A 14,506-nucleotide genomic window follows, 5' to 3' on the forward strand; every position below is an offset into this window, starting at 1 on the left:
GGAGCTCGAACAATCTGTGTTTCAAGAAATTCCGGACAAGAAACTGAGGAGCGGGTAGCACAGTGCTTCTTTACTGAAACTAAAGAACCTTCATGAACAACTCCACCTAATTGGACTTTTTGGTGAGCATCACTTGAAAGTGTTTCTTCTGTAGACTTTTGAAAACAACGCTTTAGAAATGAGGTAAACGACCTTTTCTCTCTAGTGGTTTTTTCTACTTCCCCAGGAGCTTGCTGTAATGTTTTATTTTTCTTAACAGAACGAGGAGAACATCGGGAAAACTTACTTTTTTTCTGAAGGACAGCAGATTCAGTGTTAGAAGTAGAAAAGACATAAGAAGTAGGCGAAAGACAAGTTTCATTATTTATTCGAGAGTATTTTCTTGCTTTCTGCTTGTCCTTTCTCGAAGACTGGTCTTTTTTAGCAGATTGAGACTCGATATAGACTGTTTTGAGCTCTACAGAAGCGGGTACAGGATGTGCTTGACCTACCGAATGAGTGAATGTTAACACAATTGAAAGCACTGCCAATTGCGAGGTACGCTTAGAGCTCATCATGCTGCTACAATCTCCTAGAAGCCTATGTGATCACCATAGCAACAAAAGGATTTTTTTCACAACTTGGACTTGCAAATCTTTTGGGGACTATAAGAATTAGTGAGTTTGGAATTCCCACTCCTTAATATAAGCAAGCAATTGTTCTTTATCCGGATAACTGTTGAAAAATTTTCTCGCATCTGAAGACATTCCTAAATGCACAACTTTATTTACTAAATTTAAATGATTTTTATCTTGGCAAGCAAAAAGGAAGAAGAGAATGTTTACAGGTTTCCCATCCAAAGCGCCATATTGTATTGGCTTGGGAAGAAACATGACAACAACGACATCGTGATAGGCTTTAATTAAAAAATCTTTTGCGTGGGGAAGAGCGATCCCCTTACCTATACCCGTAGACATTAAGTGTTCGCGATGCAGAAGCATTTCAAAAAGCACACTCTCGTCTAGATGAAACTTCTCTGCGATATATTTTGCAGCGTATTGCAAAGCCTCTTCTTTATCGTTAACAACGACGTTACGAAGAACCCCGCCATGATAAATTGCTTTATACAAACTATATTTTAAGGAGAGGTCTCGAAAAGTATCTTTGTTTTCAGGTCTCTCATGAACTAAGAGAGATTGGTTATGCAAAATCCAATCTTCAATTTCCTCTCGATTAAATCGATATTCATTATTCATGCTGTAACTAGGAATAGCTCCTTGTTCTAACCATTGCAGTACTGTATGTTCAGAAATATCCAATAAGCAAGCAACTTCTTCTAATTTTAAATCCATACAACTACATTCTCACAAATATATTCATAACTTCTTCAATTGTCTTCACTTGCAAAAGTTTTTGACGACATGAATCTTCTCTAAGAAAAAGTGTCAGTGTTGACAACAATTTAAGATACTCTGCTTGTGCATTTCCGGGGCCACCGATTAAAAAAATGAGTCGAACTAAAGCTCCATCAATTGCGTCCCACAGAATGCCTCGAGGATGGATTCCTACCGCAATAAAAAAGCTAGAACAATTTTCTAATTTACCGTGAGGAATTGCTACCCCCATACCAATCCCTGTCGACATAATATTTTCTCTGTGGACAAGAGCTTGGAAAAAAGCTTCTTTATTTTCAAGAAGACCCGCACAATCCACAAGGTCTGTGAGGTCTTGAAGAATTTCATTTCGAGAATGTTTGTTTAAAAACATAATCAATCTAGGGGATAAAAGGGGGGATAAAGAAAAATCTTGTTGATCTTGACAATGGAAAGGCATGTTAGTTCTCTCCAGTATGCCCAAAACCTCTATATCCTCGCAGTGTTGTTGCTAAGCTTTCTTCCTTAACAATGAACTCTGCCCGCACTACAGGAGCCAAAATAGCTTGCGCTATCCTCATCTTAGGCTCAATAACAAATGTACTGTCTCCTAAATTGATTATAATAACACAGACTTCTCCGCGATAATCAGAATCGATAGTTCCTGGAGAATTCAGAACCGTAATCCCGTGTTTTAATGCCAATCCACTACGTGGACGTATCTGCAACTCATAATTCTCAGGAATTTCCACCTTCAATCCTATAGGGATAAGTACACGGTGTCCTGGCAATAATGCAAGAGGTTCGGGAATATTTGCTCTAAGATCTGCACCTGCAGCCCCTGATGTAGCATATTCCGGAAGCTCTCCCCCTGCCTCTAATTCACAAAATACTGTCATATATGGATACTAATGTCGTTACGCAATGCAGCATGATGTTTTATTCACTATCATCTGTCAATAAAAAAATTTCTTTGAGTCTTCTAGAAAGATCTCTAGGAGACTTATCTTTGCCGCCAGTGTATTCTTGTGCTAAAAAGTAATCAAGTAAAGTCCGTAAAGTAGTTTTTAATTCTTTACGTTCAATGATTTTATCAATCATTCCATGTTCGAGTAAAAATTCTGATTTTTGTGCTCCTTCAGGTAGATCTTCACCAATGACCTGAGCAACTACGCGAGGACCAGCAAAACAAATAAGAGCCTTGGGCTCTGCAAGAATCACATCACCAAGGGAAGCAAAAGAAGCGGTAACTCCTCCTGAAGTAGGATTAGTTAAAACAGAAATATAAGGTAAGCCAGCTTCATGCAGTTTAGCAAGGGCTGCTGAAGTTTTAGCCATTTGCATTAAAGAAAAAACAGACTCTTGCATTCTTGCTCCGCCAGAAGCAGAAACGATAATCAAAGGGAGTTTAGATGCAATGGCTTCCTCTATAAGGCGCGTGAGTTTCTCTCCTACAACAGCACCCATAGATCCAGCCATAAAATTGAAATCCATGACCCCGAGCGCTACAGGGTATGTCCCTAGGGTACAAATCCCAACAACAACCCCTTCACTTGCTGTATTATTTTTACGTGCTTTTTTCAAGCGGTTAGCGTAGGTATCTGTGTCTACAAATTCCAAAGGATCCTGGGATCTAAGATTGGAGTAGAGGGGACGCCATGAATTTTGATCTGCAAGGAGCTTTATTCTTTCCATTGCAGTGATACGATAATGGTAGGAGCATTTAGGACAGCAATTATAATTCTGTCCTAACTCATTCGCATGAATCATCTCGTGACAATGCGTACACTTTAACCAACCACTAAAACCATCTGCTTTAATTTTTTGCACTTTAATCTTCGGTTTGTCATAAGAAAATAAACGCACAGACTACCTAACTCAAAATTCTGTTGGAAGGCAATTTTAAATTAAAGTTGTTAACACTGCAATTAAAATTACCCAATTAAAATTATTTAGATGAAATTATTTCAATAAATCTATTTTCAATATATCCCCAATTAATTACTTTAGGAAAAGCACGTAAATAATCTGCCCGAACGTTTTTATATTGGAGGTAGTAGGCATGTTCCCAAACATCCACTCCAAGGAGAGGCACTTTCCCCGTCACTGCTTGTAGAGGATCTTGGTTTGCTGTAGCCTTTAACAGAAGTTCCTTTTTTTCGGGACAAAAAGCTAACCATGCCCATCCGGATCCCTGAATAGTAGCGGCAACGTGAATGAGTTTCTTCAAAAAATTGTCAAAAGTCCCACAAAATTTTTCAATTAATTTTAAGAGTTCATGTCGGGGAAGCTCTCCCCCACCGGCGTTTACAGGAGCAAGCATTTCCCAAAACAAAGAGTGGTTAATATGTCCTCCACCATTGAAACGTAAGTTGGGTTCTAAAGCAATGAGTCCAATAAGGTCTTGTTGAGTTTCTGCGTCATCGAGCTTATTCAAAGCATCATTCAAATTATTTATATAGGCTTGGTGATGTTTCTGATGATGCAATTGCATAATTTCAGCTGAAATTACAGGCTCTAACGCATCGTAATCATAGGGCAAGTTTGGCAGAGTGTAGGGTACAAAATTCATAAGATATATCCTTCTTGGTCTTCGTGTTCAATCTTTCGATCACGGGTTTCTTTTAGAAATCACAACATTACAACCTCGTTTTGAGTCAACAAAAAAAGCCTGAGGGCGCAAGAGTTTTCTTTAAGGAAATTCCATGTTGAAGTTTAGATAGCTTGAAGATATTCCTACAAGGGGATTTTTATCTCAAGTTACACGAATTATAAAGTAGAAAATTTTTCTTTGAAATCTGTTATGAAGAGATCTAGTGTTTCGAAACTCTCTTTCTCTCTTTGCTTTTGAAGATGCTTGTCTGTGGTAGGCTCAGAGTATTTATGTACGACTTCGAAATAGAACTTAACTTTAGGTTCTGTTCCCGAGGGGCGTATAATAATTCTGGCTCCTCCACTAAAATAATAACACAGCATAGAAGTTCGGGGTAACTCTAAAGAATACGTAGTTCCGGAAAGCATATGCATTCCTAAACTTTTGGAATAATTTTCAAATTTCTCAATTTTATAGTTTCCTAAAGAAGTAAAGTTTGTGATTTGTTTTTCGAAGCGAGACAGTTTTTCACGCATTTCTTCCTTATGGTGTTGTTCCGAAAAGACGAAAGATTCTGTTTTATTTGCGAAATATCCATGAGTTTCGTAAAGCTCCAACAAAGCATCTCGAAGTGTTTTCCCTAGCAATTTTTGTTGTAAAGCAGCCTCAGCAACGATTGCGGAAGCAATAATTGCATCCTTATCCTCAACGTGAGTGCCATAGAGATAACCGTAAGACTCTTCAGCTCCAAAGACAAAACGCATGGGAGAATGTCTCCACAGCTCAATTTTCTCTCCAATATATTTAAATCCTGTTTCTACATTCACAATATCAGCGTGATAATGTTGGGCAATAGCAGTGAGCATTTCAGTGGTGACTACACTTTTTACGATCTTATCTTCTTTATCCAATTGTCTTTGTTGAGACCATGCGCCCAAAATATGATCTGCCAATAAACAGGCAATTTGATTGCCATTGAAACGATAAGGTAAACCTTCGTCTAAACAGACGACGCCTACACGATCTGTATCAGGATCTGTAGCAATAAAAATATCATCTTTGTTAGCCATCAATTGCTTGATTCCCAAGGCAAGTGCTTCAGGATCTTCGGGATTAGGAAGACGTACAGTGGGGAAATCGCCATCGGGAAGAGCTTGTTCCTCAACAAGTTTTACAAGTAAAAATCCCCAATCTTTCAGGACACGAGGAAGGATAGAGACTCCTGTGCCATGTAGAGGAGAATAGGAAAGATGTAGAGTTTTTCCTGACCTACGGTTATCTGCAGGGTACAGTTGTAATTTTCTGACGGTATCTATATAGGCAGTTTCATATTCCTCTCCTAAAATGCGAATCTTAGGGTCTTCTATAGAATCTACGGAAAAAATTGTTTCAACTTGTGCACAAACCTTAACAATTTCTTCAGCAAGGGTGGGAAGAATCTGACCTCCCGAAGCCATATAAACTTTATATCCATTATACTCTGGAGGATTATGGGAAGCAGTGATCATGACTCCTGCGGTAGCAGATTCCTGCCGTACAGTAAAGGAGGTTAATGCCAGCGGTTCGGGATTTTTAAATAGAAGAGCCTTACAACCATTACCGGCAAGAACCTTAGCCGTTTCATGAGCAAACTCTAAAGAATGGTGGCGCGTATCATAGCCTATAACAACACAAGGCATATCTTCTACATGGCGTTGATGAGAACGCAACACCTGTGCTAGCCCTTGAGTAGCACGACGTACAGTAAAAGTATTCATTCTATTTGTGCCGATTCCCATAGGACTACGTAATCCTCCCGTGCCAAACACTAGGGTAGTACTAAACAGCTCTTTAAGGTATTGAGGATTTTGATCTAAAAGTTGCGTAATTTCCTTTTTATCCTGCTCGGGGAAATCTCCTGATAGCCAAAACAGAATATTTTTTGCTGTTATTGTATCATAAAGAGCTTCAATACGTTGTTTCAATAGCTTCATAAGAACCTGGTATAGATTTAAGAAGCTTAATAAACATAAACAATCTTGAGAGGCAAGTAAATTCTTTTTAAATCTACTAAAAAAATAAGTTTAAACGATAGGATGACCTATGGAAGAAAAGGCAAGCAACAATCCTGTAGCTTTTGGCTCTAGCCGACAAAGATCTGTAGGATAGGGTCCTACAAAAAAGACACCACTTCCCATGCTAGCTCCAGAAAGAGAAAGAAAAAGCGTACAATCCTCTTCTCCCTCAAGGACTTCTTCATGAGAAAAAACCCAAAGATCGCGCACTAAAGAAAGCTTGGGGCGATGAACAAATTCAGCGGCAAAAGAAGACAACTGACGCTTATGTATCATTAAACTAATTTCAGGGATGGAGCGGAATAAATTTCCCCGCCAGCGTATATCTTGTGTATTTTTTGAAACCTTGCTCACAAAATTGCGTAATTTCACTTCTAGTTCAAGACAATCGTATTTTGTTAGAAGCGCTTCAAATAAAATAGAACCGTGATTTTGGAAATGACGCAAGTGTTCGAGGTGTAGTGCAAACCTCATACTTACCCAAATAAGACAACAAATTCAAAAGCACTATAGACTTTAAGCCTTTTTCCGCCTATAAAAAAGCTCCTGCATTCAAACAAAAAAAGACCAAAAGTTTATGAGTGAGTCTTTAAATATTCGGGCAATCGAAGTAAAATTAAAAATTACCTTTACCCAACCTCAATTATTAATCACCGCCTTTACCCACCCCTCATATAAAAACGAATCCCTGGCTTCTATTGAAGATAGTGAACGTTTAGAATTTTTAGGAGATGCTGTACTTGGCCTTATTGTTACTGAATATTTATTCTCACTCTTTCCTGCCTTAGATGAAGGAACGTTATCTACCGTCCGTGCTGCTTTGGTAAATGCCAAGGCATGTTACAGCTATACCCAGGCTTTAGGAGTAGGCCAGTACCTTCTTATAGGTAGGGGAGAGCGTGTTCAAAATCAACGTGGACAGTTTTCCGCATATGCCAATCTCTTTGAAGCTATTTTAGGCGCTATTTATCTTGATCATGGTCTGGCTCTAGCAAGGCAAATTACTATTCCCCTATTGCCATCTAAAGAAGCAATTTTCCCTCTAATGTTGGGAAATCCCAAAAACCGCCTTCAACAACTTACACAAAAGCACCTACGAACCTTACCTCTATATCAAGCTACACTATTGACGACTCCTGGAGGAACGGGGGGGTATCATGTTCAGGTAGTAGTGAATAAGGAAATTTGGGGAGAGGGATGTGCCACATCTAAAAAAGAAGCAGAACAACTCGCAGCACAACAAGCTTTAGAAACCCATGACTATGAAAACCAAAACACAATGGATATGTAATCATTGCGGAACTCATACTTCCAAATGGTTAGGACAATGTCCTAGTTGTCTCCAGTGGAATACTTTTGTTGAAGAATATTATACTGTTCCCACTCGTTCAAAATCTTCCTTACCTTCTGTAGTTGCAGCTGTTTCTCTAAATACTGTAGAAATCCAAGAAGAAGAACGACTTTGTATTGACTATGCAGGATGGGATAGAATTCTTGGTGGGGGTGTTGTTCGAGGAAGTCTAACGCTCCTTGGAGGAGATCCTGGCATTGGAAAATCTACACTCCTTTTACAAACTTCGGCAAACTTAGCTACACAAGGCTATAAAGTCCTTTATATCTGTGGCGAGGAGTCCATAACACAAACTTCATTAAGAGCAAAACGTCTGAATATTTCTTCTCATTTGATTTTCCTTTGTCCCGAAACGAATCTTGAAAATATTAAGCAGCAAATCAGTAGAGTAGCTCCCGATGTCTTGATTATAGATTCCATTCAAATTATCTTTAATCCCGTTTTACAGTCTGCTCCGGGTTCTGTTGCTCAAGTACGGGAAGTTACTGCTGAGTTAATGCATTTAGCCAAACGCTCCCAAATAACAACTTTTATTATTGGCCACGTAACTAAGTCTGGAGAAATTGCTGGGCCTCGTGTTTTAGAGCACCTCGTCGATACTGTTCTCTATTTTGAAGGAAACTCCCATGCAAATTATCGAATGATACGCTCAATAAAGAATCGCTTTGGCCCTACAAACGAATTGCTGATTCTCTCTATGCATACTGACGGGCTCAAAGAAGTTGCAAATCCCTCTGGTCTTTTTCTTCAGGAAACTCGAACAACCACCACAGGCTCTGTAGTTATCCCTGTAATTGAAGGTTCAGGAACCCTACTTATAGAACTCCAAGCCTTAGCATCTCCTTCTCCCTTCACCAACCCGATTAGAAAAACCTCAGGCTTTGATCCTAATCGTTTTTCTCTACTCCTTGCTGTGTTAGAAAAGCGTGCTCAAGTAAAGCTGTTTACTATGGATGTCTTTCTTTCAGTGACTGGGGGCTTAAAAATCACGGAACCTGCTGCAGATCTGGGGACTGTACTTGCCGTAGCTTCTTCATTATACAATCGCCTTCCCCCGGAGAACTTTACCTTTATTGGGGAAATGGGTTTAGGAGGAGAGATCCGTTATGTGACACATCTAGAACGACGTCTTAAAGAGAGCAAGCTCATGGGCTTTCAAGGAGCCGTAGTACCTGAAGGACAGATCTCCAGTCTTCCCAAAGAAAGTCTTGAAAATTTTGATATCCAAGGAATAAAAACAATCAAAGATGTTATCCGCCTGCTACGCTGATCCATTTCTTTCTAATTTTTTCCACGGCAAACGCCCTGTACATATAGCGTCTCGTAGTTCAAATTTAGCTAAAATGCAAGTTTATGAATGTCTTATGTTGCTCCGAGCTTGGTATCCTAAACTTCGATTTCATCTTCATACTGTAAAAACTGAAGGAGACCGTGACAAAAAGACTTCCTTACGCTGTGTAGAGAATACCCACTTCTTTACTGGAGATGTGGATGCCCTTGTTCATAAGGGAATCTGTCACTTCGCTGTCCACTCCGCTAAGGATCTCCCCCGACCTTCTCCACTTCCCATAGTGGCTCTAACACGCTGTCTGCATCCTGCAGATCTTTTAATCTATGGCAGACATTACCACGTGCACTCCTTACCCCATGTATTGCATCGCATAGGCAGCTCTTCAATTCGTCGCACGGAAATACTAAAACAGCACTTCCCTCAAGCACACATCATGGATATCCGTGGGACTATAGAAGAACGTTTACAGCAACTCAAACATGGGCGTTATGATGCTATTGTCCTAGCGAAAGCAGCCAGCCTAAGGCTACATTTACATAGATTTCACAGTATTGAACTCCCTCCACCTTATCATCCATTGCAAGGTAGCCTAGCCATTACAGCTCTAACATTCCTAGATTCTTGGAAAAAGTTTTTTGCTCCCCTACACAAGCCAACCTTTAGCTATTCCTAATGACCCCTGTGTGAAATAAAATCCATCAAGAGGGCTCTCTGTCTTTGCGAAGTAGCTAAGAGTCTTGACTTAAATTCCAATTTAGTAATAAAATGTTTTTTCCGCAAATAATCAACGGCAAACTTTTACATGTTGAGTAATGCCCATGTCTCTTGAGTTTCTTGCAATAAATGCTTATACTATCGAGAGTCACGAACATATCTTCCAAGATAAATCCACAGCTAAGGTTAATGCTGGTTTTATAACTCTTGAGGCAAAGAATTTCCCTATGTATAAGCTTTCCTGTATGATATTAGCATGTCTTCCTCTTGTAGGATGGATTCATGCATACTATCTTTACAAGAATCAGAACAACATTACTGCGAATATCGGAATGCAGCTTGGCTATCTGCCAAACTCTAAATGTCGTAGTCAAGCATGTGCAGTTACATACTACCTCCTATACCTTCCTTTTATAACAGCAATCATAGGTGGCACAGGGCTCCTCCTTCCCCTACTCCTACTTTCTCTTATTATCTCTGCTTTTATACTTGGAATAGCCTACTGCTTAAATTTACGACAGGGTTTATAATCCACTACTGGTTCTATAAAGCATCTTGCTTCTACACGTAAAACATATTATGAGTAAAGTTACTCGCATTAGGAATAAAGGTATTCCCTCTAGCGTGTGTAGATAACTTTAGTTTTTAAAGAACCATTGAAATCATGTCTCAACCAAACAGAGTAAGTTTTTTTAGCTCTTATGATTCTACTTAGATTAGGGATGACTTATGAAAGCCGGGCAATTTGTTTGCAACTACCAGTTGCGGAGACTTTTCATATTTCGAACAAATCTATAATTGGAGCATCTAAGTAGGCTTAGACGCCTTCTTGTTTACTTACCTAAACACTATGAATGCATTTTCCCCTATCCTGTTATTGTTTTCTCCTGAAGTTGTATGCAAGCTCTCAGAGAGTTTTTTGGATTAGACTAGACAAACAAGTCATGCAAAATCAAAATAGACAAAACAAAAAAATAAATAAGATAACATCTCTAATGCTTTCTTCCGTATTCTCCCACGCTTCCACCCTACATATACTATATCAACCTTTCTTAAGCCCTCTACGAAGGGATTGTAGCCCTATCCTCTGAGCTGTGATATACAACAATTCCTTTTTATAAGACTGCTTCCGTTTTTCTGAAGAATTCTTCTTTTATATTCTTAATTCAATCCTACTCGCTGTTAAAGTACTAAAGTCTTACTCTACCTCCATATAGGACAAAAAAACACCGTTCACTTACAAGTTTTTCGAAAGATTCTTGAGTATCAAAGAAATAAAACAATAAAATCTTTAAATACTTTTTAAGTTCTTAAATGATACGCTATCTTTGCAAGAGCTATGAGTCATTAGATGCGATAATTTTCAATATCATGTAGTATAGTGAAATTACAGCATGCTTCTTACCCTTACTGTCAGAGATCTTAAGGGAAAATAAGCCCGTATATAAAACTCACATGTTTGAAATACTTTTAGGATGATACCTCATGACTCAAGTCTCCTATCAAGCCTCTTCTAGAAAATACCGTCCACAAAATTTTGCTGAAATTCTTGGGCAAAGTTCCATTGTTACTGTATTAAAAAATGCTCTTCTTTTAGAGCGTGCAGTGCATGCTTATATATTTTCAGGAATTCGTGGTACGGGAAAAACTACATTAGCGCGAATTTTTACCAAAGCTCTCAACTGTACGTATTTAAGTGCCGAAGGCGAGCCTTGTAACTCATGTGCTTCTTGTAAAGAGGTTACTGCAGGTTCTTCCTTAGATGTCATTGAAATCGATGGTGCTTCACATCGAGGAATTGAGGATATTCGTCAGATCAATGAAACTGTGCTCTTTTCTCCTGCAAAGTCAAAATATAAAATCTATATTATCGATGAAGTGCATATGCTGACTAAAGAAGCTTTCAATGCTTTATTGAAGACTTTGGAGGAACCTCCTCGTCATGTAAAGTTTTTCCTGGCAACTACAGAAATTCATAAAGTTCCAAGTACTATTTTGAGCCGTTGTCAAAAATTGCACCTACAGAGAATTCCAGACTCTATGATTATAGAGAAGCTCTTACTCATGGCTCAAGATAATTCTATAGAAACTTCTAAAGAAGCTCTAGTGCCTATCGCCCGTGCGGCTCAGGGAAGCTTACGTGATGCAGAGTCTCTCTATGACTATGCTACTGTTTTACTTGGGAACACTCTGTCTACTAAAGCCGTGGCTGACGCGTTAGGGTTAGTTTCCTTAGACACTTTTTGTGCTTTAGAAGAAGCTATCCGTCAAGGAGATGTCCTTGCTGCTTTAACTCCTGTAACAGCTCTTTTAAATGCTGGCATAGTCCCTACAATATTTTTGCATGAGTTTACATTATTTTACCGTGACTTACTTTTTATCAGTGATCCCAGCTCACGTTTAGCAAAAATAGCTGGTCTATATCAACCAGAGCAGCTCTTGGAAATGATAGACTTTCTTGGGGAATCTGCTCGTCATTTGCAGCATACAATTTTTGAACAAACGTTTTTAGAAACCTCAATTATTCATTTAATCCGGATTTTCCACAGGCCAACACTATCTCAGCTTGTTTCAACCATACAGACGAAAGAATGGGAAAGTCTTCGAGATCCTAAAGAACTTGACTTGGAGCAGGCACAGCCGACTCCTTTGCCAACCCCTAAAACAACCTCTCTTTACGAAGAGCAAAGTCTTCTTCCACAAACAGATGTGCAGCAACAGTCTTTATCCAAAGTTGTTCTTTCTGTAAAGGCAAACACATCACCCTCTTTAGCAGGATCAGCAACGACAGATACACTATTACAATTTGCTGTTGTAGAATTTTCAGGAATTTTAACTAAGGAATAGAACCCATGGGCAGCGGGTATGCTAAGAAAAAAAAAGAAGCCAAAATCATGGAACAACAATTCTTAGAAATGGAAGCTTCTTTACTGCAAAAACGGTATGAAGGCAAAGCAGGCAATGGTCTTGTTACCATTATCATCAACGGAAAATGCGACATTGTATCTGTCAAAGTTTCTCCTACGTGCCTTGACCCTGAAGATCCAGAAATCATTGAGGATCTCTTCTGTGCGGCTTTTCAAGTAGCAAAACAAAAGATGGATGAAGAGATGTCTGCTCTGCGTTCAGGAATGTCCTTTTAAGCAAGTAATGCTCGGACTTCCTGACATGTTCTTGCTTGTAGAAGCTGCTCGGCAAACTCATCACAATAGTGCCTATCTAAACACGCTATATGTTGACGTAGCTCTGGAACCAAAGGCATCGCCACTGACAACTCCTCAACTCCCAAACTCACGAAGAAAGGAGCGAGGTGCAGATCTCCTGCAGCTTCCCCGCAGATACTTACAGCAATGCCTTGTTGTTTTGCAGCCTGTACAACATAACGAATCATACGAATGACAGCTGGAGGTAAAGCAACATCAAGATAAGGAGGAGATAAAGCCTCTCGAGAGTTTCCTAAGGTATGCTGTGTGAGATCATTGGTTCCTATCGAAACAAAATCACACTCAGAAAGGATTTCTTCAATCATCCATACTGCTGAGGGAAACTCTATCATACTTCCCCAATAGATATTTTTTGAGTTCTGTTTTAGACGCGACGCACGCTCTATAGCAGTCCATCGTGCTTTGATCTCCAGAATCTCTGCAATATCGACAACGCCGGGAATCAGCACTTTCAATGGACCCGTTACTGAAGCAGCAACAATAGCTTCAAGTTGTTCCTCAAGAATATCTGGACTCTGCAACAAATGTCGAACAGACCGTTCTTTTGTAGTCTTACCTTTAGGGCAAGGCTTATCCTCTCCAAAATCAAAAAGTCGTAGCACAGAAGGCAACCCAGGAAGACGAGCAAGTTGCCTATATACTTGAACCTGTTCTTGAAACGTAGGGAGACGACCTAAAGCAATGGCTAGAAATTCAGAACGGAATAGCCCCACAGGAGTCTTAGGCAAATTCTCTAACAATGTGGTTAAATCTTCCTGACTTGTCGCTTGTGAAGAAACTGAAGTATATACAAAGCCTGACAATTTAACAGAAGGTTGTACAACTTTAGACACTTTCTTTTGATAGCAGTTTTGCAACGTCCTGGATTTAGGGTTAAAAATAAGTTCTCCTTCCAATCCATTGATAAGGACGAGTTTTCCACTATACTTTTTCGCAAGACCCCATAGCTCTTCAGAAACATTGGCTAAATAGGGAATACTTTTTGCTCGAGAGACAATAGCCGTATGTGATGTTGCTGCTCCTCTTAAAGAAACAAATCCGCGAATATAGGCAGGATTCGCACTCGCCACTTCAGAGGGGGTAAGTTCTTCAGCAAAAACAATAAGATTTTGATCTGACTCTCCCAAGGAGCTCTTATGCTGACAACAAAGATGACCAATAACTCTATTAGAGATATCATGGATATCTTGCACGCGATCTACAACAGGAGACATTCCCTGAACTGCAGATAAAGACTCTTCTATTTGCCCCATAACACGAGAAAAAACATATTCTGCATTTTTACGATCCTTACGGATCGTATTTACAACCTCCTCAGTCAACAGAGGATCTTTAATAATTTCCAAATGTGCTTGTAAAATAGAGGAGACCTCGTGGAGTCCCTGTTTTCCTGTAACTTCTTTCTCCAGAGCAACAATATCAGACTTTGAACGATTCAAAGCCTTGTAATAGCGGTGTATCTCATGTTCCACCTCTTCCTGTGGCAACGTTAACTCTCGAATATGTAATGGAGAGGCTCCTAAAAAAAAAACTTTGCCTAAAGCCACTCCAGGAACGATCGCTGTTCCTAAAATACGCCATTCTTCACCTGTGTCTTGAGGAAACACCGAACCATTCATTTACAGTTCTCCAAAGCCAGTTTCAAACGCAGTCTGAAGTTTCTCCAAAACACACAAAGCATTGTTCCCTTTCACAGAGACAAAGATTTTCCCTCCTTGGGGAGCTCCAAGCATGAGTATACTCATGATACTTCTAGCATTCACTGTTTTCCCAGCATAAGTAAAACGCACCTCACAGTCTTCCTCCTCAAAAAGCCTAACAATAACCCCAGCAGGACGTACATGAATCCCTGAGGCATTTTTTACCAGACAGATTCCACTGTATTCTTTAGATTTAGATATCATATTTCGAAGAGGGTTGTTGCGTT

Annotated in this window: 15 protein-coding genes and 1 pseudogene; 6 read left to right on the forward strand and 10 right to left on the reverse strand. The window is 39.5% G+C overall.

The window, feature by feature from the left end; translation table 11 throughout:
* From Cs308_RS05050 to Cs308_RS00040, 8 genes and pseudogenes are all read right to left on the reverse strand, one after another.
* A pseudogene (locus Cs308_RS05050) lies at positions 1-554 on the reverse strand (hypothetical protein); the annotation flags it as partial.
* A gap of 99 nt (positions 555-653) precedes the next feature.
* Positions 654-1,331, reverse strand: a complete 678-nt coding sequence (locus Cs308_RS00010; protein WP_066481108.1) for a PTS sugar transporter subunit IIA — start codon at positions 1,329-1,331, stop codon at positions 654-656.
* A 4-nt stretch (positions 1,332-1,335) separates the two neighbouring features.
* Positions 1,336-1,812 carry a PTS sugar transporter subunit IIA gene (locus tag Cs308_RS00015; RefSeq protein WP_066481112.1) on the reverse strand — a complete coding sequence of 159 codons (477 nt, stop codon included), beginning with the start codon at positions 1,810-1,812 and terminating at the stop codon, positions 1,336-1,338.
* 1 nt (position 1,813) lies between these two features.
* Positions 1,814-2,251, reverse strand: coding sequence for a dUTP diphosphatase (gene dut / locus Cs308_RS00020; protein ID WP_066481120.1), 438 nt, complete (start codon positions 2,249-2,251; stop codon positions 1,814-1,816).
* 40 nt (positions 2,252-2,291) lie between these two features.
* Positions 2,292-3,218: an acetyl-CoA carboxylase, carboxyltransferase subunit beta gene (accD, locus tag Cs308_RS00025; RefSeq protein ID WP_066481123.1), complete on the reverse strand. Its 927-nt coding sequence runs from the start codon at positions 3,216-3,218 to the stop codon at positions 2,292-2,294.
* Positions 3,219-3,300: 82 nt separating this feature from the next.
* Positions 3,301-3,924 (reverse strand): superoxide dismutase, encoded by a 624-nt coding sequence (locus Cs308_RS00030; protein ID WP_066481124.1) that lies wholly within the window; start codon positions 3,922-3,924, stop codon positions 3,301-3,303.
* Positions 3,925-4,121: 197 nt separating this feature from the next.
* On the reverse strand, positions 4,122-5,918 hold the full coding sequence (locus tag Cs308_RS00035; protein ID WP_066481126.1) for a phospho-sugar mutase: 1,797 nt from the start codon (positions 5,916-5,918) through the stop codon (positions 4,122-4,124).
* Positions 5,919-6,008: 90 nt separating this feature from the next.
* Positions 6,009-6,473: a DUF5070 domain-containing protein gene (locus tag Cs308_RS00040; RefSeq protein ID WP_066481131.1), complete on the reverse strand. Its 465-nt coding sequence runs from the start codon at positions 6,471-6,473 to the stop codon at positions 6,009-6,011.
* A gap of 103 nt (positions 6,474-6,576) precedes the next feature.
* On the opposite strand from Cs308_RS00040, the gene rnc reads away from it, so the two are divergent.
* The 6 genes from rnc (at position 6,577) to Cs308_RS00070 (ending at position 12,498) form a co-directional block, all read left to right on the forward strand.
* Positions 6,577-7,290, forward strand: a complete 714-nt coding sequence (gene rnc / locus Cs308_RS00045) for a ribonuclease III (RefSeq protein ID WP_066481132.1) — start codon at positions 6,577-6,579, stop codon at positions 7,288-7,290.
* Entirely contained in the window at positions 7,256-8,620 is a 1,365-nt protein-coding gene (gene radA, locus Cs308_RS00050) for a DNA repair protein RadA (protein ID WP_066481134.1), read from the forward strand. Before rnc ends, radA begins: the two co-directional genes overlap by 35 nt.
* Positions 8,598-9,314, forward strand: a complete 717-nt coding sequence (locus tag Cs308_RS00055; protein WP_066481135.1) for a hydroxymethylbilane synthase — start codon at positions 8,598-8,600, stop codon at positions 9,312-9,314. The genes radA and Cs308_RS00055 overlap by 23 nt, the downstream gene beginning before the upstream one ends.
* Before the next feature lie 145 nt (positions 9,315-9,459).
* Positions 9,460-9,885 (forward strand): hypothetical protein, encoded by a 426-nt coding sequence (locus Cs308_RS00060; RefSeq protein WP_066481140.1) that lies wholly within the window; start codon positions 9,460-9,462, stop codon positions 9,883-9,885.
* A gap of 955 nt (positions 9,886-10,840) precedes the next feature.
* Entirely contained in the window at positions 10,841-12,202 is a 1,362-nt protein-coding gene (gene dnaX, locus Cs308_RS00065) for a DNA polymerase III subunit gamma/tau (RefSeq protein ID WP_066481142.1), read from the forward strand.
* 5 nt (positions 12,203-12,207) lie between these two features.
* Positions 12,208-12,498: a YbaB/EbfC family nucleoid-associated protein gene (locus Cs308_RS00070; protein ID WP_066481144.1), complete on the forward strand. Its 291-nt coding sequence runs from the start codon at positions 12,208-12,210 to the stop codon at positions 12,496-12,498.
* On the opposite strand, the gene ptsP is transcribed toward Cs308_RS00070, so the two are convergent.
* Both ptsP and Cs308_RS00080 read right to left on the reverse strand, forming a co-directional pair.
* Complete coding sequence (gene ptsP, locus Cs308_RS00075; RefSeq protein WP_066481152.1) at positions 12,495-14,198, reverse strand: phosphoenolpyruvate--protein phosphotransferase; 1,704 nt, start codon at positions 14,196-14,198, stop codon at positions 12,495-12,497. The two genes, Cs308_RS00070 and ptsP, sit on opposite strands and share 4 nt — an antisense overlap.
* On the reverse strand, positions 14,199-14,483 hold the full coding sequence (locus Cs308_RS00080) for an HPr family phosphocarrier protein (protein ID WP_231881975.1): 285 nt from the start codon (positions 14,481-14,483) through the stop codon (positions 14,199-14,201).
* Positions 14,484-14,506 lie beyond the last annotated feature (23 nt).

Origin of the sequence: Candidatus Chlamydia sanziniae (assembly GCF_001653975.1) — a bacterium.
GTDB lineage: Bacteria > Chlamydiota > Chlamydiia > Chlamydiales > Chlamydiaceae > Chlamydia > Chlamydia sanziniae.